The sequence below is a fragment of the Clostridium carboxidivorans P7 genome (assembly GCF_001038625.1).
Taxonomy (GTDB): Bacteria; Bacillota; Clostridia; order Clostridiales; family Clostridiaceae; genus Clostridium_AM; species Clostridium_AM carboxidivorans.
On record NZ_CP011803.1, the window covers coordinates 5,078,992 to 5,103,947 of the forward strand.

General features: G+C 29.7%; 21 protein-coding genes and 2 riboswitches. Of the genes, 15 read left to right on the forward strand and 6 right to left on the reverse strand.

Features of this window, described 5'->3' with window-relative positions; all coding sequences use genetic code 11:
• Positions 1-319 precede the first annotated feature (319 nt).
• A complete protein-coding gene (locus Ccar_RS22920) occupies positions 320-1,186 on the reverse strand; it encodes a ComEC/Rec2 family competence protein (protein ID WP_007063017.1) in 867 nt (288 codons plus the stop codon).
• Between the two features lie 300 nt (positions 1,187-1,486).
• On the opposite strand from Ccar_RS22920, the gene Ccar_RS22925 reads away from it, so the two are divergent.
• The 3 genes from Ccar_RS22925 (at position 1,487) to Ccar_RS22935 (ending at position 5,166) form a co-directional block, all read left to right on the forward strand.
• Entirely contained in the window at positions 1,487-2,200 is a 714-nt protein-coding gene (locus Ccar_RS22925; RefSeq protein ID WP_007065127.1) for a lysophospholipid acyltransferase family protein, read from the forward strand.
• A 437-nt stretch (positions 2,201-2,637) separates the two neighbouring features.
• A complete protein-coding gene (locus Ccar_RS22930) occupies positions 2,638-4,008 on the forward strand; it encodes a beta/alpha barrel domain-containing protein (RefSeq protein ID WP_007063015.1) in 1,371 nt (456 codons plus the stop codon).
• A 126-nt stretch (positions 4,009-4,134) separates the two neighbouring features.
• Entirely contained in the window at positions 4,135-5,166 is a 1,032-nt protein-coding gene (locus Ccar_RS22935) for an isocitrate dehydrogenase (NAD(+)) (protein WP_007063014.1), read from the forward strand.
• A gap of 112 nt (positions 5,167-5,278) precedes the next feature.
• Here the strand turns inward: Ccar_RS22935 and Ccar_RS22940 are convergent, their stop codons facing one another.
• Together Ccar_RS22940 and Ccar_RS22945 are read right to left on the reverse strand one after the other, a co-directional pair.
• Positions 5,279-6,517: a homoserine dehydrogenase gene (locus tag Ccar_RS22940; protein WP_007063013.1), complete on the reverse strand. Its 1,239-nt coding sequence runs from the start codon at positions 6,515-6,517 to the stop codon at positions 5,279-5,281.
• Positions 6,518-6,625: 108 nt separating this feature from the next.
• Complete coding sequence (locus tag Ccar_RS22945) at positions 6,626-7,906, reverse strand: O-acetylhomoserine aminocarboxypropyltransferase/cysteine synthase family protein (protein ID WP_007063012.1); 1,281 nt, start codon at positions 7,904-7,906, stop codon at positions 6,626-6,628.
• Between the two features lie 130 nt (positions 7,907-8,036).
• A riboswitch (SAM riboswitch) is annotated at positions 8,037-8,144 on the reverse strand.
• A gap of 243 nt (positions 8,145-8,387) precedes the next feature.
• Positions 8,388-8,499: riboswitch (SAM riboswitch) on the forward strand.
• Positions 8,500-8,694: 195 nt separating this feature from the next.
• On the opposite strand from Ccar_RS22945, the gene Ccar_RS22950 reads away from it, so the two are divergent.
• Positions 8,695-11,031 carry a homocysteine S-methyltransferase family protein gene (locus tag Ccar_RS22950; protein WP_416101118.1) on the forward strand — a complete coding sequence of 779 codons (2,337 nt, stop codon included), beginning with the start codon at positions 8,695-8,697 and terminating at the stop codon, positions 11,029-11,031.
• 85 nt (positions 11,032-11,116) lie between these two features.
• Positions 11,117-11,830: a beta/alpha barrel domain-containing protein gene (locus Ccar_RS22955; RefSeq protein ID WP_007063010.1), complete on the forward strand. Its 714-nt coding sequence runs from the start codon at positions 11,117-11,119 to the stop codon at positions 11,828-11,830.
• A 119-nt stretch (positions 11,831-11,949) separates the two neighbouring features.
• Here Ccar_RS22955 and pdxT read toward each other — a convergent pair whose 3' ends face one another.
• The 3 genes from pdxT to Ccar_RS22970 form a co-directional block, all read right to left on the reverse strand.
• Entirely contained in the window at positions 11,950-12,528 is a 579-nt protein-coding gene (gene pdxT, locus Ccar_RS22960; RefSeq protein WP_007063009.1) for a pyridoxal 5'-phosphate synthase glutaminase subunit PdxT, read from the reverse strand.
• Positions 12,529-12,531: 3 nt separating this feature from the next.
• A complete protein-coding gene (gene pdxS / locus Ccar_RS22965; protein ID WP_007063008.1) occupies positions 12,532-13,401 on the reverse strand; it encodes a pyridoxal 5'-phosphate synthase lyase subunit PdxS in 870 nt (289 codons plus the stop codon).
• A gap of 179 nt (positions 13,402-13,580) precedes the next feature.
• Positions 13,581-14,126, reverse strand: a complete 546-nt coding sequence (locus Ccar_RS22970; RefSeq protein WP_007063007.1) for an NADH peroxidase — start codon at positions 14,124-14,126, stop codon at positions 13,581-13,583.
• A gap of 219 nt (positions 14,127-14,345) precedes the next feature.
• Here Ccar_RS22970 and Ccar_RS22975 point away from each other — a divergent pair, with 219 nt between their 5' ends.
• From Ccar_RS22975 to Ccar_RS23020, 10 genes are all read left to right on the forward strand, one after another.
• Positions 14,346-15,026, forward strand: coding sequence for a response regulator transcription factor (locus Ccar_RS22975; RefSeq protein WP_007063006.1), 681 nt, complete (start codon positions 14,346-14,348; stop codon positions 15,024-15,026).
• Positions 15,027-15,043: 17 nt separating this feature from the next.
• Entirely contained in the window at positions 15,044-16,462 is a 1,419-nt protein-coding gene (locus Ccar_RS22980; protein ID WP_007065126.1) for a sensor histidine kinase, read from the forward strand.
• Between the two features lie 89 nt (positions 16,463-16,551).
• A complete protein-coding gene (locus Ccar_RS22985) occupies positions 16,552-17,394 on the forward strand; it encodes a DUF3919 family protein (RefSeq protein ID WP_007063004.1) in 843 nt (280 codons plus the stop codon).
• 18 nt (positions 17,395-17,412) lie between these two features.
• The gene (locus tag Ccar_RS22990) at positions 17,413-18,459 is read left to right on the forward strand and encodes an ABC transporter substrate-binding protein (RefSeq protein WP_007063003.1); all 1,047 of its coding nucleotides are present in this window, start codon (positions 17,413-17,415) and stop codon (positions 18,457-18,459) included.
• 110 nt (positions 18,460-18,569) lie between these two features.
• Positions 18,570-19,982, forward strand: coding sequence for a hexose-6-phosphate:phosphate antiporter (gene uhpT, locus Ccar_RS22995; RefSeq protein ID WP_007063002.1), 1,413 nt, complete (start codon positions 18,570-18,572; stop codon positions 19,980-19,982).
• 271 nt (positions 19,983-20,253) lie between these two features.
• Entirely contained in the window at positions 20,254-20,799 is a 546-nt protein-coding gene (locus Ccar_RS23000) for an NADH peroxidase (protein ID WP_007063001.1), read from the forward strand.
• Positions 20,800-21,247: 448 nt separating this feature from the next.
• On the forward strand, positions 21,248-22,075 hold the full coding sequence (locus Ccar_RS23005; RefSeq protein WP_007064114.1) for an ABC transporter substrate-binding protein: 828 nt from the start codon (positions 21,248-21,250) through the stop codon (positions 22,073-22,075).
• Positions 22,076-22,159: 84 nt separating this feature from the next.
• Entirely contained in the window at positions 22,160-22,807 is a 648-nt protein-coding gene (locus tag Ccar_RS23010) for an amino acid ABC transporter permease (protein ID WP_007064115.1), read from the forward strand.
• 18 nt (positions 22,808-22,825) lie between these two features.
• Positions 22,826-23,602, forward strand: coding sequence for an amino acid ABC transporter ATP-binding protein (locus Ccar_RS23015; protein ID WP_007064116.1), 777 nt, complete (start codon positions 22,826-22,828; stop codon positions 23,600-23,602).
• 147 nt (positions 23,603-23,749) lie between these two features.
• The gene (locus tag Ccar_RS23020) at positions 23,750-24,955 is read left to right on the forward strand and encodes an argininosuccinate synthase (protein WP_007064117.1); all 1,206 of its coding nucleotides are present in this window, start codon (positions 23,750-23,752) and stop codon (positions 24,953-24,955) included.
• Position 24,956: the final 1 nt, after the last annotated feature.

Sequence of the window (24,956 nt, forward strand, 5' to 3'; positions counted from 1 at the left end):
TGAATTTTAACTTTTATGCAGTTATATATGATAAGGGTGTCATCACATTAGCTAAATTGTTTTAGCATTATTCTTAGCTCAAAATTTTTGAAAGCCTTAGAACTTTAGTCCTGTTTGAGGGAACCGAGTTTGACAAAGTTCTTAGGCTTTCAAAAATTTCGAGCTTTAGAATAATTAAAACATTTAGCCGTGATGACACCCTTATCATATATCATGGAATAAAAGTTAAAATCCAAACTTCTACTGCAACTTACGTCGCAATGTGCTTGTTTTGTAAAGATATATTACTTTCTAGTAACGGATTTAAAGTTGTTTAATTTTATTGCTTAGCTATTTTTTTACCATCACTTAATAGAACTATACTTCCATCTACATCAGTTCTATAAATTTGTGCTTTCCTATTTTTAAGTTGTGTTAATGTTTGGCTATGTGGGTGACCATATTTATTATTTTTACCACAGCTTATTACTGCTATTTTAGGGTTAACCTTATCTAAAAATTCCTTAGATGATGAGGATGTACTTCCATGATGCCCAACTTTTAGTACATCAGCAGATAGATCAAAGTTTTTAGATAACATTTCCGTTTCACTAATTTTTTCAGCATCACCAGTAAATAAGAATTTTGATTCACCATAAGTTATTTTAAGGACTATTGAATAATTATTAGTATCTTTATATTTATCGTTGTTTGGAGCTAACATTTGGCAAGTTACATTTTTGCCTAAGTCTAAGTCCATGCCGGCTTTACCTGCGTTTATTTTAAGATTTTTACTTTTTAGCGCAGTTACCATATTCTCAAAGGTTCTAGTATTTGTCAATTTTTTTGGGGCATAGAATTCACCTATATCATATTTTTTTATTACGGAGCTCATACCGCCTATGTGGTCTTCATCAGGGTGCGTTGCAATAACATAATCTATTTTTTTTATGTTTTGCTTGCTTAAGTAGCTCATAAGTTTATCTATACTTTCATTTGGACCTGCATCTATGAGAAGATTCTTACCATTAACTTGAATTAATTCACTATCTCCTTGTCCTACATCAATATAGTTTACTTTTATAACATTTTGATTGTTTTTAATGGGATTATTTGATGCATTTTTTGTAGTACTACATGCTGAAAAAGTAAATATAACTACAAATAATGAAATAATAATCTTAAAAAACTTTTTCTGAAATTGCATTTTTTTACCTCCTAAATAGTAGTTTAAATATTAATACAAACATAAGTTTAGCATTTTTTATTAATAAGTGAAAGTAAATTTTAAGTGTATACAATAAATGTAAATTTTTTGTTAGTTTTTCATTACTAGACTGCGTTTTAATGATATAATAACATAGGGATTTATTTTATCAAGTGAGTCTTAGAAGAACTTATCCAGGGGCGTGTCAGCCGTTATCTCCCACCTTAAGAAGATGGGAGTATTACGGATGGTAGCCATCGGATAAATATTTATTATATGAAAAGGAGAGAAATTAAAATAATGAAAACTATTTTATTTTATTTAGATTTTTTTATCTATATGTTCATGGCAGTTTTTAAAAAAAATAAAGTAGAAGCATTAAGAAAGAAAGGAAAATTCCAAGAGGCTGAAAGTAAGATAGATGAATATGTCAAGGAATGGGCTTCACATGTATTAAATAAGGTTGGTGCAAAGATAGATGTAGAAGGAAAAGAAAATATTAAGAAAGAAACTTGTGTCTATGTAGTAAATCATCAAGGCTTTTTGGACATACCTGTTTTAATTTCGGCTTTAGATGAGTCAGTTGGTTTTATAGCTAAAAAAGAAATATTAAAATTTAAAATGATGGGTTATTGGATGAAGGAAATTCATTGTATATTTATGGACAGAAATAATATAAGAGAATCTATGAAAGCCATAAATGAAGGTATTGATAACTTGAAGAATGGGTACAGTATGGTTATTTTTCCTGAAGGTACAAGAAGCAAAGGACCTAAAGTTGGAGAATTTAAAAAAGGAAGTATGAAACTAGCTTTAAAAGCTAAAGTTCCCATAATTCCTGTAGCAATAAATGGAACATACAAACTTCGTGAAGGGAATAGTAGGAGTGCTATAAAGTCTGGAAGTGTAACAGTTACTATATGTGAGCCTATATATACAGAACATTTGTCTAAGGAAGAGCAGACCAATCTTGCTGATAAGATAAAATCTATAATAGAGAATAATATCAAGTAAAATTTTATTGATTGATGTATATAAATAAAGTATTAGGAACTTAGTTTTGTATCACTATAAACTAAGTTCTTTTTTTTATGTTAATCTTCATTAGCTAAAAGAATGTGGTATTTTTGATAATAGTCCAATCATACACGTAAAAAGTCCTATTTATGAATTAAAACGGCTAAAATGAAGAAAAAGTTAATTAAAATTACAAAAATACGAAAAATTTTATTTGATAATTCAAAATATAAATGATACAATGTAAGCATAAATATACTTGAAATATAGATTATATAAGAAAATTATTAATAAATATTCACTGAAACTGTATAAAAATTGATTTAGCAAGAAATGGAATAAAATTCGTATTTGCAATTAAGTGCGAAAACGCATTCAAAAATTAGTTAAAAACCAACAATCCAATATTTTAATAAGTAATTAGGGAGGGCAAAATGAAAAGTTTAAGAAAGTCTTCATATGAACATTGTTTACAAAATGTAGGTACACCAAATCTTTATAAGGATATATTCCCTTATTCAGAGGTTCCAAAAGTAAATTTTAATCAAATTCAAGTTCCAATGGATTTGCCAGAAAACATATGGATTACAGATACTACATTTAGAGATGGACAACAATCTATGCCTCCATATGCTGCTGAACAGATTATAAGAATTTTTGATTATCTTCATAAATTGGATAATAATTCAGGAATAATTCGTCAAACAGAATTCTTTTTATATACAGAAAAGGATAGAAAAGCTGCACAAGTTTGTATGGAGCGAGGATACAAATTTCCTGAAGTTACATCGTGGATAAGGGCAAATAAGGAAGATTTTAAACTAGTTAAAGAAATGGGCATAAAAGAAACAGGAATGCTCATGTCTTGTTCAGATTATCATATATTTAAAAAATTAAATAAGACAAGACAGCAAGCTATGGATATGTATTTGTCTATTGTAGAAGAAGCTTTAAATAACGGTATACATCCAAGATGTCATTTAGAAGATATAACTAGAGCAGATTTTTATGGATTTGTCGTACCTTTTGTAAATAAGCTTATGGAACTTTCAAAACAGTCTAATATACCTATAAAGATAAGAGCTTGTGATACTTTAGGATTAGGTGTTCCTTATAGTGGTGCATCACTTCCAAGAAGTGTACAAGGATTGATTCATGGACTTAGAACTAATTGCGGTGTTCCTTCTGAAATGATAGAATGGCATGGTCATAATGATTTTTATGCAGTAGTAAGTAATTCTTCTACAGCATGGTTGTATGGAGCATCTTCAATAAATACTTCTCTTTTAGGAATTGGAGAAAGAACAGGAAATTGTCCATTAGAAGCTATGATATTTGAATATGCACAATTAAAAGGCAGTACTGGAAATATGAACTTGCATGTTATAACTGAATTAGCCCAATACTTTAAAAAGGAAATGAACTATAATATACCAGAAAGAACTCCTTTTGTAGGTAGTCAATTTAATGTAACTAGAGCTGGTATACATGCAGATGGTATATTAAAAGATGAGGAAATATATAATATATTTGATACAGATAAAATATTAGATAGACCTGTGGTAGTTGCTGTTAATCAGTATTCTGGTCTAGCAGGAATTGCAGCTTGGATTAATACTTACTATAGACTTAAAGATGATGAAAAAGTAGATAAAAAGGATCCAAGAGTTGGAGAAATAAGAGAGTGGGTTGAAGAACAATACAAGGAAGGAAGAACTACTATTATTGGTAATAATGAGTTAGAACTTATGGTAGAAAAGTATATGCCAGAAATTTTAAAAAAGAGTGAGACAAAAGCAAGTTAAACTAAAGTATATAGTATAATTTAGATATAAGTAAAAATTAATTAATTGTTAAAATTAAAAAATATAGTTGGGAACAGAATATTTTTGTTCCCAATTTACGGTTAATAAATATTTGGAGGCGATTTTATGACACACAAAATTACTCTTATTCCTGGTGATGGAATAGGACCAGAAGTTACTTTAGCAGCAAAGAGAATTATAGACGCTAGCGGCGTAGAAATAGAATGGGATGTAGTAAAAGCAGGAGCAGAAGTAATTGAAGAGTATGGTACACCATTACCAGATTATGTTTTAGAGAGTATAAAGAAAAATAAGGTAGCATTAAAAGGACCTGTTACAACACCTGTAGGTAAAGGATTTAGAAGTGTAAATGTTACTTTAAGACAAAACTTAAATCTCTATTCTAATGTAAGACCTATAAAAAGTTATGAAGGGGTAGAGTCCAGATTTGATGATGTAGATTTAGTAATTTTCAGAGAAAATACAGAGGATTTATATGCTGGCATAGAACATATGGTAAGTGAAGATATTGCAGAAAGTGTAAAAATTATATCTAAAAAAGCTAGCGATAGAATAGTAAGAGCTGCTTTTGATTATGCAAGAAAAAATAATAGAAAAAAGGTTACAGCAGTGCATAAAGCAAACATAATGAAAATGTCTGATGGTCTTTTTTTGAAATGTGCAAGAAATATAGCAGAAGAATATAAGGATATAGAGTTTGAAGATGTAATAGTAGATGCTATGAGCATGAAACTTGTGTTAAATCCAGAAAAGTATGACGTGCTTGTAATGCCAAATTTATATGGTGATATACTATCAGATATGGCATCAGGTTTAGTTGGCGGTCTTGGGTTAGTTCCAGGTGCAAATATAGGAGATGATGCTGCTGTATTTGAGCCTGCACATGGTTCAGCACCAGATATAGCAGGAAAAAACATGTCAAATCCTGTAGCGGCAGTATTATCAGGTATTATGATGCTTAATCATATAGGTGAATTTGAAGCTGCTCTTAAAATAGAAAAAGCAGTAGCAGATGTTCTAAAAGAAGGAAAAAATGTCACTGCAGATTTAGGTGGAAATGCAAGTACTGTAGAATTTACAGAAGCCATAATTAAAGCAATGAAGAAAAATAGTACTAATCTAAAAGTGTGTTTGTAAGAAGTTTAATTTAAAAGCTATGAAATGGAAAGTTAATTTTCGAATTTCATAGCTTTTCTTCTATAATTAATTAAAAAAAGTAATTTGTTAAAAGTTTTAAAGCGTATACATTTTATTTAATATGTAGGAATTTTTTTATATATTCTGTATGACTTGAAGCCTTAAGTTCTTGTAATTTACAGTTTAAATCATTTTCAGTTTCTTCCTTGATAATAGCTACAACTTCATCTTTTGGATTTAATTCATTTTTAAAAATATAACAGTTTTTAAAGTTTCCTGTTAAATTACACATAGCATTTATTTTATCAGCAGTTTTTATTCTTATAAGCCAATTAGATTTATAATTGTAAAGTGTTTGTATACTGGCATTTTCACTGTTAAATTGAATAGATCTTTTATTTCTATTTTGAATTATATCAGCTATGTCACCAAAAACTGCACTGGCAGTAGGAAACATTCCTGCTCCTTTACCTGAAAAAACAACATCTCCTACAGCATCACCTTTTATAACAATAGCATTTAATTCATTTTCAATTTTGCTGAGTTCTGAATTTTTATCTACAATAACAGGTTGTACAGAAGCAAAGATTCCATTTTCTTCTTTCCTACTTATAGCTAAGAGTTTTATGTTATAACCATTAGCTTTAGCATACTTAAAATCATCAGCATCTATATTGGTAATGCCTTCTATGTGTATATCTTTCCAGTTAACTTTTTTATCATATGCAATAGTAGATAGTATGGATAACTTTCTTGCTGCATCATAACCTAAAACATCAGAATCAGGATTAGCTTCGGCAAAGCCCAAATCTTGAGCAATTTTTAAAGCATCTTCATAGCTCATGTTTTCACTATACATTTTTGAAAGTATGAAATTCGTAGTACCATTTAAGATTGCTTTAATACTTACAATTTCATTACCTGTAAGACATTCCATAAGGGGTTTCAAAATGGGTATACCGCCTCCTACACTAGCTTCAAAGTTTAATGTAACACCATTTTCATGTGCTATATCTAAGAGTTCCTTTCCATGTTCCGCCATTAAATCCTTGTTAGCTGTTACTACATGTTTTTTTGAAGCTAAAGCTTTTTTCACATATTTGTAAGCAGGATTAATACCACCCATAACTTCAACAATTATATCTACAGGGCTTTTTAAAATATGTTCAAAGTTATCAGTTAGAATTTTAGAATTCTTTTTTTGTTTATGTTTTTCAATATTCCTAACTAATATATTTGAAAGTTTAAGTTCCTCACCTGTAATTTTTTTAAATCTTTCCTTATTTTTATTTATTAATTCAGCTGTACCTGTTCCAACTACTCCATAACCTAATATTGCAATAGATGCCATATTAAAAAGCCCCCTTTTTATTTGTATTTATTCTCATTAACTAGAATTTAGCCAGTAGGAACTTCCCTACTGGCTTTTTACTTAAATAATTCATTGTTTACTTAAGTTTTAAGCTTTTGCAAGAGCTTGATCTAAGTCATATATAAGATCATCAACACCTTCGATACCAATTGAAAGTCTTATCATATCAGGAGTAACTCCAGCAGCCTTTTGTTCTTCTTCATTAAGTTCTGCATGAGTTGTACTTGAAGGATGAATTACAAGTGACTTCGCATCAGCTACATTTGCAAGTAATGAGAATAATTCAACACTATTTATAAATCTTTTTCCTGCTTCTAAGCCACCTTTAATTCCAAAGGTGAATATTGAACCAGCACCTTTTGGTAAGTATTTTTTAGCTAATTCATTATATGGATTACCTTCTAATTCAGGATAGTTTACCCAAGAAACCTTTGGATGTTTACTTAAAAATCCAACAATTTTTTTTGTGTTTGATACATGTCTTTCTACTCTCAAGGATAGTGATTCTAAGCCTTGAAGAAATAAAAATGCACTTTGAGGACTGAGAGTTGCTCCAGTATTTCTCAAAAGTTGAACTCTAGCTTTTAAAGCAAATGCTGGTGCACCTAAATCTGCGTATACTAATCCATTATAGCTTTTATCTGGTGTTGTAAAATCAGGGAACTTTCCACTAGCTCTCCAATCAAAGTTACCACCATCAACTATGACTCCACCAATTGTAGTTCCGTGTCCTCCAATAAACTTAGTTGCAGAGTGAACAACTACATCTGCTCCGAATTCTATTGGTCTAACAAGATAAGGAGTACCAAAAGTATTATCTATGATTAATGGTATTTTATTTTCATGTGCAATATTTGCTACAGCTTCTATATCTAGCACATTGATTCTTGGATTTCCTATAGTTTCGCCGTAAAGTGCCTTTGTTTTATCTGTAATAGCTTTCCTGAAGTTTTCAGGATCATCTGGATTTACAAACACAACCTTTATCCCAAGCTTTTTCAAGGTTACTCCAAACAATTCATATGTTCCACCATATAGTGTACTTGCTGCAACTATTTCGTCACCTGCACTTGCAACATTGAGGATAGCATATGTAATAGCTGCTAGTCCTGATGCTGTTGCGAGTCCTGCAACTCCACCTTCTAATTCTGCTATTCTCTTTTCAAATACATCTGTAGTTGGATTCATTATTCTTGTATAAACATTTCCAGGTTCTTTTAATTGAAATAGATTAGCAGCATGATCAGCATTTTTAAATACGTAAGATGAAGTTTGGTAAATTGGAACAGCTCTTGATCCTGTTGTTGGATCTGGTTCCTGTCCTGCATGTACTTGTAATGTTTCAAATGATAATTTTCTTTCACTCATTTTAGATTCCTCCTAAATATTATTAAACCTTTAATACATGGACGAAACTTCTAATTTGATAATTGCCTAGGAAATTTTTTAAATAAAAAATCTTCTTGTAGAAAAGCTACAAGAAGATTATTCCCCTAGCTTCTCATCTTTCAGGATTTAACCTGCTGGAATTAGCACCTTTGAACAAAAATGTTATTCAGGTTGCTGGGCGTCATAGGGCCAGTCCCTCAGCCTCTCTAGATAAGAAGTTCCGTATTTGATTGAATAAATGATAACAGATATTAGTTTTAATTGTCAATAGCAAAAAAATTAAAAAAGTAAAATTTATATTTTAAAAATTTGCGATATGCACTGAAATAACTTGATATTAAATATAAAAAAAATTTTAATTTATTGAAAATTTTTTTTATTCATTTCTTTATAATAGAAAAACTATTGACAATGTAAATAAACAGATATACTATTAGTAATAAGTATAATTGAATGTAAAATCTTATCCAGAGTGGTGGAGGGACTGGCCCTGTGAAACCCGACAACCGGCATTAATTAAATGTATCGGTGTCAATTCCTGCAGAATAAGTTTTTATTCTGATAGATAAGAAAAGAAGTTTAAAATTAGCAATTTTAAAGCTGCTTTTCTATGAAAAGCGGCTTTTCAAATTTATATGAATAACTAATCAAGTAGAAAGCAAGTGTTTATTTAATATCAGAACAAACGAAAGGGGAATGTAATTTTGAAAATAGATGATTTAGTTTTGGAAAAGTTTAAAGATAGATTTATAATATTTGATGGTGCTATGGGAACTATGCTTCAAAAATCAGGACTTAAAGTAGGTGATTTGCCTGAAACTTTAAATATAACAAATCCTGATATTATAAGAAATATTCATAAACAATATATTGATGCAGGTGCAGATATAATAATTGCAAATACTTTTGGAGCGAATGAATTAAAGTACAGTTCTTCTAAGTATTCTATAGAAGAAGTAATTACTGCAGGAGTAAAAATTGCAAAGGAAGCGGCTCAAGATAAGCTTGTTGCTCTTGATGTAAGTTCTATTGGACAAATGATGGAACCTACAGGACCTTTAAGCTTTGAGGCAGCATATAATTTATTTAAAAAGCAGTTTGTTATTGGTGAAAAAGCAGGTGCAGATTTAATTTTAATAGAAACTATGTCTGATTTATATGAGACTAAGGCTGCAGTTCTTGCTGCAAAGGAAAATAGTGACTTGCCAGTATTTTGTACTATGACTTTTCAGGATAATGGAAGAACATTAATGGGAACTGATCCTAAAACAATGGTATTCGTGTTAGAAGGTTTAGGAGTAGATGTTCTTGGAGTAAATTGTTCACTAGGCCCTAAAGAGCTTATGCCTATAGTAGAAGAAATACTAAAATATGCATCAATACCTGTTATGGTTCAACCTAATGCTGGGCTTCCAAGATATGATGGAAAAAATACAGTATATGATATAACAGCAGATGAATTTGTGAAATACGTAAAAATTATGGTTGAAAAAGGGGTAAGAGTTTTAGGTGGTTGTTGTGGTACTAATCCAGAGTTCATAAAGAAACTATGTGAAGGCTTAAAAGATAGTAAGCCATTAAAAATAGAAGAAAAGAATTTTAGTGTAGTATGTTCTTCTACAGAAACTGTATTTTTAGGTGAAAAAGTTACAATAATAGGTGAGAGAATTAATCCTACAGGAAAATCAAAATATAAGGAAGAGTTAAAAGAAAAGAGTGTCAATTTTATTCAAACTCAAGCTGTAAAGCAAAAGGAAGAAGGAGCTCATATAATAGAACTAAATGTGGGACTTCCAGAAATTGATGAAAAAGAAATTATGATTAAGGCTGTAAAATCAGTACAAAAGGTAGTACAATTACCAATAACTATTGATAGTCCCAATGAAGAAGTACTAGAGGCTGGAGCTAGAGTTTATAATGGAAAACCTATTATAAATTCTGTAAATGGAAAAACAGAAATAATGAAAAAAGTTTTTCCTGTGGTTAAAAAATATGGAGGATGTGTAATTGGTTTAACTATAGATGAAAGTGGTATTCCAGATACAGCAGAAGGTAGATTTAAAATAGCGGAAAAAATAGTAAATACTGCAAAAGAGTATGGTATACATAAGAAAAATATAATAATAGACTGTCTTGCTTTAACAGCTTCAGCACAGCAAAAAGAAGTATTGGAAACAATAAAAGCTATAAAATTAGTTAAGGAAAAGTTAGAAGTTAAAACTGTACTAGGAGTAAGTAATGTATCTTTTGGGCTTCCAAGAAGAGAAATATTAAACAGAACATTTTTGTCTATGGCACTTTATGCAGGATTAGATTTACCAATAATGAATACTGGAGACGAAGGAATGAAAGAAGTTATTTCTTCTTTTGAAGTTCTATCGAATATTGATAGAGAAGGTAAAAACTATGTAGAAAAGTATGGAACAAAGTTAGTAGGCAAAAAAGAAGAAGCAGTAACAAATATTGAAAATATAAGTTCAATAAAAGATTTGAAACAAATTATTGTAGATGGAATAGAAAAAGATGCTATTACCAGTACAGAAGTTTTATTAAAAACAAAAGAACCTTTAGAAGTTGTTAATTCTTATATTATTCCAGCATTAGATTATGTAGGAGAACAGTATGAAGAAAAAGAAATATTTTTACCACAGCTTATACAATCAGCTGAAACTGTAAAAAAATCTTTTGAAGTTATAAAAAAGAAAATTGTTGAACAAGGTGAAGAAAGCATATCTAAAGGAAAAATTATTTTAGCAACTGTAAAAGGTGACATACATGATATAGGTAAAAATATTGTAAAAGTTCTTTTGGAGAACTATGGATTTGAAGTAATAGATTTAGGAAAAGATGTGGCTATTGAAAAAGTAGTTAATACAGTAAAGGAACATAATGTTAAGCTTGTAGGGTTGAGTGCTCTTATGACTACTACAGTTGTTAATATGAAAAAGACTATAGAAGCTTTAAGAGAAAATAATTTACAATGCAAGGTTTTTGTTGGTGGAGCTGTTCTTAATGAACAATATGCAGAAATGATAGGAGCAGATTTTTATGCTAAAGATGCTAGAGAATCTGTAAGAATTGCAGAAGAAATTTTTCGTAATTAAATTCATCATGTAGAATATTTTTTATATATAGTATAAAATATATAAATAGTGATGAATCTAATATAAGAGGAGGAACATGTAAGGTATGAGTGACGTAGATAATGCAACTGGGAAAAATGTTAAATATGTGCCGGAAATAAAAGGAACACTTAGAAGTCATATGATAAACATTCCTGAGGTAATAAGAAATGCTAGCGGTATAAAGGTATTTGGAAAAAGATTAAAGTCATTTTTATTTACTACAGATATTGCGGTTATAAAGAATACCAATGCAGATGCTATAATGGCAGTATATCCTTTTACGCCGCAGCCGGTGATAACAAAGGTATTAGTTGCTGCTTCGGATGTACCAGTATTTTGTGGTGTTGGCGGTGGTCTTACTATGGGTAAAAGGGTAGTTAATCTTGCTTTAGATGCTGAATTTAAAGGAGCTATGGGAGTAGTAGTAAATAGTCCTACATCAAATGAGGTCATTGAAGCAATGAGAGATACAATAGATATTCCTATTATAGTTACAGTAGTTTCAGAAAATGATGATATACAAAAAAGAATAGAAGCAGGGACTACTATAATTAATGTAGCAGCAGGAAAGAGAAGTGCTGAGGTTGTTAGAAAAATAAGAAAAAAGTATCCTGAATTTCCTATAATAGCTACTGGTGGGAAAGATGAAAAGAGTATAAAAGAAACTATTGAAGCGGGTGCTAATGCTATTTCGTATACACCACCAACTACTTCAGAATTATTTGGAGTAACAATGGAAAAATACAGAAATATGGCAATGGAATCTGATAAAAAATAATACGACGTATTATTTTTGAGAGGACAAAGGACAATTGTCCTCTCAAGAAAAGTTGCGTCGCATTATGCTTAGTTTACTAAATTACAGGTAGTAAAGAATAAATCCTATTAATCTAGGATTTATTCTTTACTTTTATTACACATTGATAAAAAATATTTGTGAAATTCAAGATTTTTACTAAGTTCAGGATGAAATGATGTAGCTAGTATATTATTTTGCCTAGCAGCCACCATATTTCCATCAATTTCACAGATAGTTTTTACATCATTACTGTGACTAGAAATATAAGGAGCTCTTATAAAAATCAGAGGAAGTGGATTTGGAGAAACTTGTTCAATTACTTTTTCAGTTTCAAAGCTATCAATTTGGCTTCCATATGCATTTCTCTTAACCTTTATATCCATAACAGAGAGATAAGTATTTTCATCATTTTCAATTTCTTTGGCAAGAAGTATCATCCCAGCACAGGTGCCCCAAACTGGAAAACCTCGTAATATTTTTTCTTTTAATGGATCAAGTAAATTGGTTTCTTTTAATAGCTTGCCAATAACGGTGCTTTCTCCTCCAGGAAGAATAATACCATGAATGTTTTCCAAATCTGATATTTTTTTCACTTCTACTGCATTGCAGCCGAGAGATTTTAAATGATTTATATGTTCGATAACTCCACCTTGAAGAGATAAAACTCCAACATTCATGTTTTACCAGCCCCTCTCGGCATATCTGTTATCTAAATCTCTTAAGTCAAGACCTTTAATTGGTTCTCCTAAGTCAGTAGAAACTTCTGCAAGTATTTTAGGATCATTATAGTATGTGGTTGCAAGTACAATAGCCTTAGCTCTTTTTTCTGGATTAGAAGATTTGAATATACCTGAACCTACAAATACGCCTTCAGAACCAAGCTGCATCATAAGAGCAGCATCTGCTGGAGTTGCAATTCCACCAGCTGCAAAATTAACTACAGGAAGTTTACCTTCTTTCCAAACATATTTAATAAGGTCATAAGGTGCTCCTAATTCTTTAGCAAGTGTCATAAGTTCCTGTTCAGAAGAATTTTTTACCTTACTTATTTCTTCCATCATGCATCTCATATGACGTACAGCTTCTACAACATTTCCAGTACCAGCTTCACCTTTAGTTCTAATCATTGAAGCACCTTCGCCTATTCGTCTTAAAGCTTCACCAAGATTTCTTGCTCCACAAACAAAAGGAACTTTAAAATCCCATTTGTTGATATGGTAGGCTTCGTCGGCAGGAGTTAATACTTCACTTTCATCAATATAATCTATTTTAAGTCCTTCAAGTATTTGTGCTTCTACAAAATGACCTATTCTAACCTTTGCCATAACAGGAATAGATACGGCTGCCTGTATTTCTTTTATCATTTTTGGATCTGACATTCTTGCTACGCCGCCTTGCTTTCTTATATCTGAAGGAACTCTTTCCAGTGCCATTACAGCACAAGCGCCAGCTTTTTCTGCTATTTCAGCTTCTTTAGGATTTACAACGTCCATGATTACACCGCCCTTTAACATTTGGGCTAAATTTTTGTTTAATTCATATTTTTCCATAAAAAATCCTCCAATTTAAAATATATAATAAATTAAAAAGGCCTCATTAATTATCACCATGGTTTATAATGATATAATAAGATAAAAATAAAGCCAAGTAAAATGTATGCATACACTTTACTTGGCTTTGTTAAATATAAATTAGGGAGTGGGTATTTCACATTAATTGTTAATAGTTTTTATTTAAAATATCTAGTTAATAATCCATTGAATGCGGCACCATGTCTGGCTTCATCTTTGCACATTTCATGAACTGTATCATGAATTGCATCATAGTTTAATTTTTTAGCTAAAGTAGCTAAATCCTTTTTACCCTGGCATGCACCATGTTCTGCTTCTACTCTCATTTCTAAGTTTTTCTTTGTACTATTAGTTACAACCTCGCCTAATAATTCTGCAAATTTTGATGCATGTTCTGCTTCTTCAAAAGCTATTCTCTTATAAGCTTCAGCTATTTCTGGGAAGCCTTCTCTATCAGCTTGGCGGCTCATTGCTAAGTACATTCCAACTTCAGTGCATTCTCCAGTAAAATTAGCTCTAAGACCTTCTATAACTTCAGGATCTATATCTTTAGCAACACCAATTTTGTGTTCATCTGCCCAAGACATTTCTCCTTCTACTTTTTCAACAAATTTATCTTTTTTAGCTTTACATTGAGGACATACATCTGGTGCTTCCTCTCCTTCATAAACATATCCACATACTGAACAAACAAATTTTTTCATTACATATTCCTCCAATTCAAAATTATTTATCGTTAATTTTTATTTATTATTTACTTGTTGATATTATTATATAATAATAATTATTATTTATCAAGTGTTTTTTAAAAATTTTTTTTATTTTTAGGGTAATAGATAATGAAAACTATATATTGCTTTGTAAAAACACTATATTAAAATATAATAATATTAAAAGAGAAACCATGTTAAGGAGGATTTCTTATGAAAATATTGGTTATAGATGATGAAAAAAGTATTTTAAATTTGATAAAAATGAATCTAAAATTAGAAGGATATGAAATAATTGTAAGTATGAATGGTATTGAAGGAATTGAAAAGTTTAAAAAGGAAAAGCCTGATTTAGTTATATTAGATATCATGCTTCCAGATATAAGTGGACATGAAGTTATACAGAAGTTTCAAGAAGTGAATAATGATATACCTGTGATAATGGTTACGGCTAAAAGTCAAATAAATGATAAGTTATTGGGATTACAGTTAGGTGCAGATGATTATATAACAAAACCCTTTAATAGTACGGAACTTATTCTAAGAATAAAGGCTATAACTAAGAGAATAACTAAAAAAGATAGAGAAGAAGTACATAAAAATAATGAAATAAATTTAGGAGCTATAAAAGTATTAAAAAATGAAAGAAAGGTTTTGGTAGATGGTAAAGAAGTAAATATGACTTATAAAGAATTTAATACATTACTTTTAATGATTGAAAATCATAATAAAGTTTTTACAAGAGATGAGCTTTTAGAAAAAGTATGGGGTTACGAATATGAAGGAAATTCTAGGGCAGTAGATATACTTATACAAAGACTGAGAAAAAAACTTAGTCCGTATTCCCAGTCGGTAAAAACTATATATGGTGTAGGATATAAGTTAGAGATATAAAGAAATGGGGTGTCCCTTTGAAAAAATTGAAGTTAAAAATTAAAACAAAGATTATTTTAATGAATATGGGAATACTTATTCCAGCTATAGTTTTTATATATTTAATAACCATTAACAATTTATATAGTAATGTTATAAAAAGCTCTATTAATTTTTTGACAAAAGAAAGTTATAGTACTCAATTATATATTGCAAGTTATATTGAAAAAGATAAGGCAACATATTCTGAAACTGCTTTTAGGAATATGAGTCCTCTTATAACCACTTATTTATCTAATAAGTTGGCATTTAGAATACAAATGTATGATGCAAGTGGAGAAATCTTAGCAGATTCCATAAGTAATAGTGTTAATATGTATGCTGAAGATATAAATAGTGCTGTAAAAGGTAATAAGTCTTATGTAGTAAAAAAAATTGATGGACAAATATATATATTATTTTCAAGTCCTATTTATTTAAATAAGAATACTATAGGATGTGTGAGGTATGTTTATTCAATAGATACTGGTCAAAAATTAATACATAGTATATTGGTTATTATGGGAATTGTGGCTTTAGCAGCAGTGATTATATCCTGGATACTTAGCAATTTATTCTCAGAGAATATAGCTGAGCCTATAAAAAAGCTAAAGGAAGTTTCAGAAAAGGTGGCCTTGGGTAATTATGAGAATAAGATAGAAATTAAAAGTGGAGATGAAATAGAGGATTTAGCTAATACATTTAATACTATGTCTGAAAATATAAGAGTTTATATAGAAAGTTTGAAAGATGAAAAGAAAAAACAAAAGGACTTTTTAGATAATGTAACTCATGAATTTAAAACACCATTAACAGCTATAATAGGATATTCTGATTTAATTCCTAGATTAAAGGATGAAAAAGACATAGAAGAAAGTCTTGTTTATGTAAAAAAGGAAGGAGAAAGGCTTTTAAAGTTAGTTGAGGAATTATTGGATTTATCTAAATTAGGTAAAGTTAATTTTAACATAGAAAAAACTAATAACAATTTAAGAGAAATAGTAGAGGAAACTTTAAATATTATGCAGCCAAGGATGAATAAGTATGGTATAGGCATAATGAAGGATTTATTTGATATAGAAATAGCTTTAGATAGAGATAAAACTAAACAAGTCATATTAAATATATTAGATAATGCTATAAAGTATAGTGAGTGTACAAGCATTGATATAAAAATGCAAAAACATGAGGAAAAAGTATTATTAAGTATTATTGATGATGGAATAGGTATAGATGAACAATATTTGGATGAAATATTTGAGCCTTTATCTAGGGTAGACAAAATAAATTCTAGAAATAAAAGTGGAAATGGCTTAGGTCTTACTATTTGCAAGGAAATAGTAGAAAAGCAAGGATGGAATATAAAAATTTCCAGTAAAGCTGGAATGTGGACATGTGTAAAAATAGTTTTTAAATAATTTATGAAAACGATAAAATGTTACATTTATGAAACATTTATGAAATACTTATGATGAATTATGACGTTATTATATAGGAGGATTGGTAAATGAAAAGGATTAATATAAAATTTAAAGTTATTGGCATATATTTATTTATAATACTGTTATGTATTATAGGAACTAGTATCAATTATAACAATCTATATAATAAAGTTACAATTATAGATGATAAAGAAACTACTATGAAAAAAATTAATATGTCTATACCAGTAAAAATTGAATTTTATAATGATAAATTAGGAAGTTATACATTACAAGATGATAACTCTATAAAAAACATATGGAGTTCAATAAATGACATTACTTCAGATTATACTAGTAAAAATAATTACATAAGTAAGGATACATCATCTGTTAATATTAAAGGAAGTGTATATTATTTAAATGGGACAAAGGATGATTTTGAAATAAGTAATGTATTTAAGTTAAATAATTATGTTTACTATGATAATTATAAATTGCCTATAATAAGTAATTTAAAAAGCAGCTTATTAAATTATTTATATTCACCATTTAATTTAGGAAAGTTTATAAGTGATAGAAGTAAGGTGATTTTTATAGATTCAAACAATAACAAAATTAAGTTAGGAAATTCTGATAAAGAGTATATAAAAAATATAGTGGAAAAGTCCACAAAAATTGAAGATGACAGACAAGTTATGGCTTTAACAGGAGAAAATCAAAATATAGTGGCTCATATAAAAGTATATGTTGACCAAGAGGATAATGATTTATTAAAAGTTAAAAGTTATAATGTAATGACTATTGATGTGTATGATAAAAATTTTTTCGTTGCACAGTATATGGGAGATGAAAATGGAAGGCACATATATATGAAAGGCAACTTGAAAGATATATGTAAGAGGATAGAAGGAAATCATATACAATAGTTAATTGTGGAGGTTATTATGAAATTTAAAAAGTATGTGTCTGTTATCATATTAATATTTTTAGTTTTTAATTTAACTGGATGTAATAGAAATTCTTTAAAAGTAACTTATGAAAATGGCTATCCAGATTTAAAAGGAAAACATTTAGTAGTATATGTAGCATCTAGAGAAGAAGTAGGAAAAAGATTATTAGAACTTTTTAAACAAAAAACAGGATGTACATATGAATATATGAGAATGCCTACAGAAGAAGCTGTAGCTAGAGTTAGACAAGAAAAAGATTCTCCAAAGGCAGATATATTTATGGGAGGGAGCTGCGATGCTCATACCCTTATGAAGAGCGAAAGGCTTTCAGAAAAATATATTTGTAAGAACGATAATGCTATACAAAAAGAGTATAAAGATTCGCAAGGTTACTGGATTGGTTTTGAAATAGAACCTTTGTCTATTGTTATAAATAAAGACAGATGGGAAAAAGAATTTGGAACTAGAGGATTAAAGATTCCTAATAGTTATGAAGATTTATTAAATCCTGTTTATAAAGGAGAAATAGTAATGCCTGATCCTAATACGTCAGGTACAGCTTATACTTTTTTAGCATCACTAGTGCAAAACATGGGAGAAGAAAAAGCTAAGAATTTATTAAGAAAAATAAAAGTTAATGTAGGTCAATTTACTGTTAATGGATATACTCCAGCACAAAAGGTAGGTACAGGTGAATATTTGATAGGTATAAACTTTTTAGGTGATCAATTACTTATTAAAAATTCTGGATTTAATATAGTAACTAATGTACCACAAAAAGCTGGTTGGAATATAGATGCAATTTCAAAAATAAAAAAAGGTCCTAATGGAGATGTTGGAAAGTTTTTTATAGATTTTTGTACCACTAAGGAAGCAGCTGATGCATTATCCAATATATCATTAGGAATGTCTACTAGAGAAGATATAAATTCTAAAAGTGAAATAAAGCTTTCAAATTTAGATATATATATAAATTATGATTTTACTAAGGCTAGCAATGATAGAGAAGAATTATTAAAAATGTGGAATGGATTAAATTAGTTTAAAAAGTAGCTACTTTAAAATTGTTATATTAAATGAAATATTTATGCGAAAATAATTGCTTATTATTAATTTGTAATTGTTAAAACGCTTTAAAGGGAGGAACAAAAATGAATAAAGTAGTAGACTTTTTCAGTATTCAAAAAAAACAAGCATCTGTACCAATTGAGCAGCAAAGAAAGGATTGGGCTAAAGAATTTTTTAAAGCATTCTTCGTTGTTTTTATGGCCTATGCATGTATGTATCTAATTAGAAATAATTTTAAATCAGCACAACCTTTATTAAAAAGTCAGTTAGGATTTACTACAACTGAACTAGGTTATATAGGTTTTGGATTTTCTTTAACTTATGCTTTGGGCAAAACCATTTTAGGATACATTATAGATGGCAGAAACTCAAAACGTGCAATATCAGTATTATTAAGTATGTCTGCCACTATGGTTTTAATAATTGGAATTATTTTATTAATGGGTAAAAAACCTACTGGTGCCATCTTATTTTTATGGGGATTAAGTGGATTTTTACAAGCTCCAGGTGGTCCAAGTTCTTACTCTACAATTTCTAGATGGACGCCATCCAAAAAAAGAGGAAGATATTTAGGATTTTGGAACATGTCACATAATATAGGTGGAGGATTAGCTGGAATATTAGCATTAGCTGGAGCAAACATATTCTTTCATGGAAATGCAGCAGGAATGTTTATAGTACCTGCGCTAGTAGCATTAATTGTAGGTATTGCAATTCTATTTATTGGAAAGGATGAACCACAAGAATTAGGCTGGAATTCAGCACCAGAAATATTTGATGAACCAGAAGACAAAGAAGTTAAAAAACTAGATGGAATGAGTAAGTTTGAGGTTTTGAAAAAGTATGTTATAACAAATCCTTGGATTTGGACTTTATGTGTAGCTAATGTATTTGTATATATAGTACGTATAGGAATTGACAATTGGGCACCATTATATGTTACAGAAAAATTACATTTTCCAATGGGTGCTGCTGTAAATACAATATTTTATTTTGAAATGGGAGCACTTTTAGGAAGTCTTACTTGGGGATATGTATCTGACGTATTAAAGGGAAGAAGATCTATAGTCGCAGTATTTTGTTTGATGTTAACTTCTGTAGCAGTACTTGGATATAGATATGGTACAAGTGTTACAATGATAAATATTTCATTATTTTGCCTTGGTGCATTAATATTTGGACCTCAACTATTAATTGGAGTATCCCTTGCGGATTTTGCTCCTAAGAAAGCTATTGCAGTGGCAAATGGTTTAAGTGGTACTTTTGGATATTTATTTGGTGATTCTACAGCTAAAGTGGCACTAGCAAAAATAGCAGATCCTAAGTCATCAGGTATAAATATTGGAAGTGTACATCTTCATGGATGGAATGATGTGTTTGTAATATTTTATGGTGCACTTATTATAGGAGTTTGCCTTCTATTGATTGTTGCTTATGGTGAAGAAAAGAAAATAAGAAGAAAAAAGTTATTAGATCAAGAAGAAAATGCTGCTTAATAAAACTATGATTTTATATAAGAACAATATAATAGATGAAAAACATTCCTTAGTTTAAATGGGGAATGTTTTTTGTTATTAATAAAAAAATGAGAAGCATTTTTTTAAAACTGTGAAAGTTGATTTAAATAAGTATTATGGAAAAACATGAAAAAAATTTTCCAAATACTATTGCAAAATAATAATTGTTATTATATAATAATACCTGTAAAGAATATAAAAATAAAAATTTAGATAAAATAAAAATTATTTTGAATTGGAGGAATATGTAATGAAAAAATTTGTTTGTTCAGTATGTGGATATGTTTATGAAGGAGAGGAAGCACCAGATGTATGTCCTCAATGCAAAGCTAAAAAAGATAAATTTTTTGAAAAAGTAGAAGGGGAAATGTCTTGGGCAGATGAACACAAAATTGGTGTTGCTAAAGATGTAGATCCTGAAGTTATAGAAGGTCTTAGAGCTAATTTCACTGGAGAATGTACTGAAGTAGGAATGTACTTAGCAATGAGCCGTCAAGCTGATAGAGAAGGCTTCCCAGAAATAGCTGAAGCTTATAAAAGAATAGCTTTTGAAGAGGCAGAACATGCATCAAAATTTGCAGAATTATTAGGCGAAGTTGTAACTAATAGTACAAAGAAAAACTTAGAGATGAGAGTAGAAGCAGAACATGGTGCATGCCAAGGTAAAAAGGATTTAGCTACTTTAGCTAAAAAATTAAACTACGATGCAATTCATGATACAGTTCATGAAATGTGCAAAGATGAAGCAAGACATGGATGTGCATTTAAAGGTTTATTAAATAGATATTTTAAATAAAAACATAACTTAATGTATATAAATTAAAATTGGATTAAAAATATCTGTATCTAGAATTGGATACAGATATTTTTTTGTTGCTATTTAGGCATATTCAAAAAATAACTAATCAGTATGTTAGTATATATCCTTTCATATACCTTATAAAATTATTATGAATAACGAAAGTTTTATGCAGAATATACAGAAAAGAAGTAGTTCGAATATTCACTATATTTACACACAAATAACGTAAAAAAAGCACTAATATGAAATCTCTATAAAACATTGATACTAAAGAAAAAGGTTCAATTTATGCAATAAGTTTATAGTACAATTTAAAATTGTAAATAAAGATAATTTATAAAAATAAATATTAAAAAAAAGTTGCATAATTATAATAATGGATGTATAATTATTATATTGATCTAAGGAGTCAAAAAAGTTTATTGGAAAAGGGGAGAAAAAAATGAAAAGTTTAAAAAAAGCAGTAGTACTTATGCTATCAGTAATTTTCGTTGCTGCATTGTTTGCCGGATGTGGAAAGTCAAGCAGCAGTCAGAGCCAAGCTCAGGGGGGAAATTCATTAGAAAAAATAAAAAAAGCAGGGGTATTAAAAGTAGGACTTGAGGATTCATTTCCTCCAATGGAATTTAGAGACAAGCAAAATGAACTAAAAGGTTTCGATATAGATATGGCAAATGAAATAGGAAAAAAATTAGGGGTAAAAACTGAATTTGTATGTACTGATTTTAATGGAATAATTCTTGCACTTAAATCAGGTAAATTTGATACTATAATTTCAGGTTTAAGCATTACAGATGAAAGAAAAAAAGAAATATCATTTTCAGATCCATATGTAATGAATTCACAAATAATAGTTGTTAAAAATGGAAATACTGCTGTAAAGGGTGCTAATGATTTAAAAGGTAAAACTGTAGGAGTAGGTCTTGGTACAACTAGTGAAAGTGTTGCAACTAAAATGCAAGGATTAAAAGAAGTTAAAAAGTATGATAAAACTACAGAGGAACTTCAAGATTTATTAATAGGTAGAATTGATGCTGTTATAGTAGATGAACCAGTAGGCAGATACTATATATCAGAAGCTGATAAGAAGGGCAAATATGAAGTTTTATCAGAAAAACTTACTAAAGAACCAATGGGTATAGGATTTAAAAATGAAGATAAAGAATTAAAAGATGCAGTTCAAAAGGCAATTAATGAATTAAAGAAGGATGGAACTTTTTCTAAGCTTTCAGTAAAATGGTTTGGAACTGACATATATAATGAAAAATAAGATTCATTTAATCAGAAATTACAGGACAATGAGATTATTAGTCTCATTGTCCTAAACTTAAAAAATTGAATTGGAGTGAAAGTATTGGATACAGGAATTATAATAAAAGTATTACCCATCCTTTTAAAGGGAAGTGTAATGACAATAGAACTTACTGTTATTGCGCTAGTTGTAGGAACAATACTTGGAGTATTTTTAGCACTTTTGAAACTTTCTAAGAATGTAGTGTTTAGAATAATATCAAGTTTTTATACATGGATATTTAGAGGAACTCCTCTACTTTTGCAGTTATTTTTCTTCTATTATGGTTTGCCTTTTATGGGAGTGGAATTAACACCTTTTTCAGCAGCAGCCATAGGATTAAGCTTAAACTGTGGTGCATATATGGCAGAAATAATAAGAGGTGGAATTCAATCTATAGATAAAGGACAGTTTGAAGCTGCAAAAGCTCTAGGTTTCACTTATGCAGATACTATGAAAAAGATAATATTGCCACAAACTTTTAAGGTTATAATACCACCTGTAGGAAATGAGTTTATAGCATTATTAAAGGATACTTCATTAGTATCAACTATCGCTATGGTAGAACTTATGAGATCTGCTCAACAGATATATGCAAGTACTTTCAGACCTATAGAGGTATTTTTTACAGCAGGTATTTTATATCTTTTATTAACTACCATATTTACAGGTGTATTTGGAGTATTTGAAAAGAAACTTTCTGTTTATTAATAAAAAGGAGAAATTTTTATGGAAAACATAGTTGGAAATAATTGTATAGATTTTAATACTAAAGATTTTATGATAGAAGCTACAAATTTAACTAAAAAATTTAATGATTTAACCGTATTTGAAAATTTAAATGTTAATGTAAGAAAGGGAGAAGTTCTAGTTGTAATAGGACCTTCAGGATCAGGAAAAAGTACATTTTTAAGATGTCTTAATCACCTTGAAGAAATAACTGGTGGTAAAGTAGTTATAGAAGGTGAAGAACTAAATCCTAAAGATAAGAAGCTTATAAGAAAAATTACAACAAAGATGGGAATGGTTTTTCAAAATTTTAACTTATTCCCACATATGACAGCTATGCAGAATGTAATGGAAGCACCAGTTGTAGTAAAAAAGGAAAATAAAAATGAAGTTTTAGAAAATGCTAAAAAGCTTTTAGAAAAGGTTGGACTTTCAGATAAAATGGATTACTATCCTTCAAAGCTTTCAGGTGGACAGAAACAAAGAGTTGCTATAGCAAGAGCACTTGCTATGAAACCAGATATAATGCTTTTTGATGAACCTACATCTGCACTAGATCCTGAACTTGTTGGAGAAGTTTTAAATGTAATGAAGGACTTGGCAAAAGAAGGAATGACTATGGTAGTTGTAACTCATGAAATGGGTTTTGCCAAGGAAGTTGCCGACAGGGTTATATTTATGGATGGTGGAAAAATTGTAGAACAAGGACCACCAGAGCAGATATTCTCTCATCCTAAGGAAGAAAGAACAAAAGCGTTTTTGGAAAAAGTACTCTAAAAGGTTGGTATAAAATAAGTGTCAACTACAAAAAATGCAGTTGACACTTATTTATAAAATTAAGTATTTGAAAAATAAAAATATAAAAAAGATTGAGACTGAAGATGGTATCATAAATTCTCAATTGGAAAGACGGAGGTATTTTTTATGAAAGATAAAGTTGTATTAGCGTATTCTGGTGGATTGGACACATCAATAATAATTCCTTGGCTTAAGGAAAACTATGATTTAGAGGTTATTGCAGCATGTATAAATGTTGGTCAAGGTGATGATATGAAGGAAGTTGAAGCAAAAGCTTTAAGAACTGGAGCTTCAAAGGTATATATTGAAGATTTAATAGAAGAATTTATAACTGATTATGTATTTAAAGGCATAAAAGCAGGAGCTTTATATGAAGAAAAGTACATGCTTGGAACTTCTTTTGCAAGACCATTAATGGCAAAAAGATTAGTTGAAATAGCACATGCTGAAGGTGCAAAATACATAGCGCATGGATGCACTGGAAAAGGAAATGATCAAGTACGTTTTGAAGTTGGTATAGCAGCTTTTGATCCTACAATAAAGGTAATTGCACCATGGAGAATATGGGATATAAAATCAAGAGAAGATGCTATAGATTATGCTAATGCCAAAGGGGTAGAAGTGCCAGTAACTAAAGAAAAAATATATTCAAGAGACAAGAACTTATGGCATTTAAGTCATGAAGGTGGGGATTTAGAAGATCCTAAAAATGAGCATAAGCAGGAAATGTATCTTATGACAACTCCACCAGAAAAGGCAAAAGACGAAGTTACTTACGTAGAAATATATTTTGAACAAGGAATAGCTAAAAAATTAAATGGAAAAGAAATAGCTCCAGTTTCATTAATAGAGACTTTAAATGAAATAGGTGGAGAAAATGGAATAGGAGTAATTGATATAATTGAAAACAGATTAGTAGGAATGAAATCAAGAGGAGTCTATGAAACTCCAGGTGGAACAATTCTTTATGCAGCACATAAGGAACTTGAAAGATTAACTCTTGATAAAGCTACATTCCACTATAAACAATCAGTATCTCAAAAGTATGGTGAATTAGTATATGAAGGATTATGGTTTTCTCCATTAAAAGAAGCTTTAGATGCGTTTGTAGATACTACACAGAAAAATGTTACAGGATCAGTAAAATTAAAATTATATAAAGGAAATATAATGGTAGCAGGAATAGATGCACCTTACGCTCTTTATGATGAAGGTATTTCTTCCTTTGGTGCTAGTGAATTATACAGCCATAAGGATGCAGAAGGATTTATAAATTTATTTGGCCTACCAAGCAAAATACAAGCTATGACTAATAAGAAGAAGGAAAAGTAAT

What these genes read in the sequence shown, in the direction of transcription:
- Ccar_RS22945 (WP_007063012.1), bottom strand. Translation starts at nt 7,906, where the DNA reads ATGAGTGAAAGAAAATTATCATTTGAAACATTACAAGTACATGCAGGA.
- Ccar_RS23015 (WP_007064116.1), top strand. Translation starts at nt 22,826, where the DNA reads ATGGAAAACATAGTTGGAAATAATTGTATAGATTTTAATACTAAAGAT.
- Ccar_RS22940 (WP_007063013.1), bottom strand. Translation starts at nt 6,517, where the DNA reads ATGGCATCTATTGCAATATTAGGTTATGGAGTAGTTGGAACAGGTACA.
- Ccar_RS22925 (WP_007065127.1), top strand. Translation starts at nt 1,487, where the DNA reads ATGAAAACTATTTTATTTTATTTAGATTTTTTTATCTATATGTTCATG.
- Ccar_RS23005 (WP_007064114.1), top strand. Translation starts at nt 21,248, where the DNA reads ATGAAAAGTTTAAAAAAAGCAGTAGTACTTATGCTATCAGTAATTTTC.
- Ccar_RS23020 (WP_007064117.1), top strand. Translation starts at nt 23,750, where the DNA reads ATGAAAGATAAAGTTGTATTAGCGTATTCTGGTGGATTGGACACATCA.
- Ccar_RS22970 (WP_007063007.1), bottom strand. Translation starts at nt 14,126, where the DNA reads ATGAAAAAATTTGTTTGTTCAGTATGTGGATATGTTTATGAAGGAGAG.
- Ccar_RS23000 (WP_007063001.1), top strand. Translation starts at nt 20,254, where the DNA reads ATGAAAAAATTTGTTTGTTCAGTATGTGGATATGTTTATGAAGGAGAG.
- Ccar_RS22950 (WP_416101118.1), top strand. Translation starts at nt 8,695, where the DNA reads ATGGGAACTATGCTTCAAAAATCAGGACTTAAAGTAGGTGATTTGCCT.
- uhpT (WP_007063002.1), top strand. Translation starts at nt 18,570, where the DNA reads ATGAATAAAGTAGTAGACTTTTTCAGTATTCAAAAAAAACAAGCATCT.
- pdxS (WP_007063008.1), bottom strand. Translation starts at nt 13,401, where the DNA reads ATGGAAAAATATGAATTAAACAAAAATTTAGCCCAAATGTTAAAGGGC.
- Ccar_RS22930 (WP_007063015.1), top strand. Translation starts at nt 2,638, where the DNA reads ATGAAAAGTTTAAGAAAGTCTTCATATGAACATTGTTTACAAAATGTA.
- pdxT (WP_007063009.1), bottom strand. Translation starts at nt 12,528, where the DNA reads ATGAATGTTGGAGTTTTATCTCTTCAAGGTGGAGTTATCGAACATATA.
- Ccar_RS22975 (WP_007063006.1), top strand. Translation starts at nt 14,346, where the DNA reads ATGAAAATATTGGTTATAGATGATGAAAAAAGTATTTTAAATTTGATA.
- Ccar_RS22990 (WP_007063003.1), top strand. Translation starts at nt 17,413, where the DNA reads ATGAAATTTAAAAAGTATGTGTCTGTTATCATATTAATATTTTTAGTT.
- Ccar_RS22985 (WP_007063004.1), top strand. Translation starts at nt 16,552, where the DNA reads ATGAAAAGGATTAATATAAAATTTAAAGTTATTGGCATATATTTATTT.
- Ccar_RS22955 (WP_007063010.1), top strand. Translation starts at nt 11,117, where the DNA reads ATGAGTGACGTAGATAATGCAACTGGGAAAAATGTTAAATATGTGCCG.
- Ccar_RS22920 (WP_007063017.1), bottom strand. Translation starts at nt 1,186, where the DNA reads ATGCAATTTCAGAAAAAGTTTTTTAAGATTATTATTTCATTATTTGTA.
- Ccar_RS22935 (WP_007063014.1), top strand. Translation starts at nt 4,135, where the DNA reads ATGACACACAAAATTACTCTTATTCCTGGTGATGGAATAGGACCAGAA.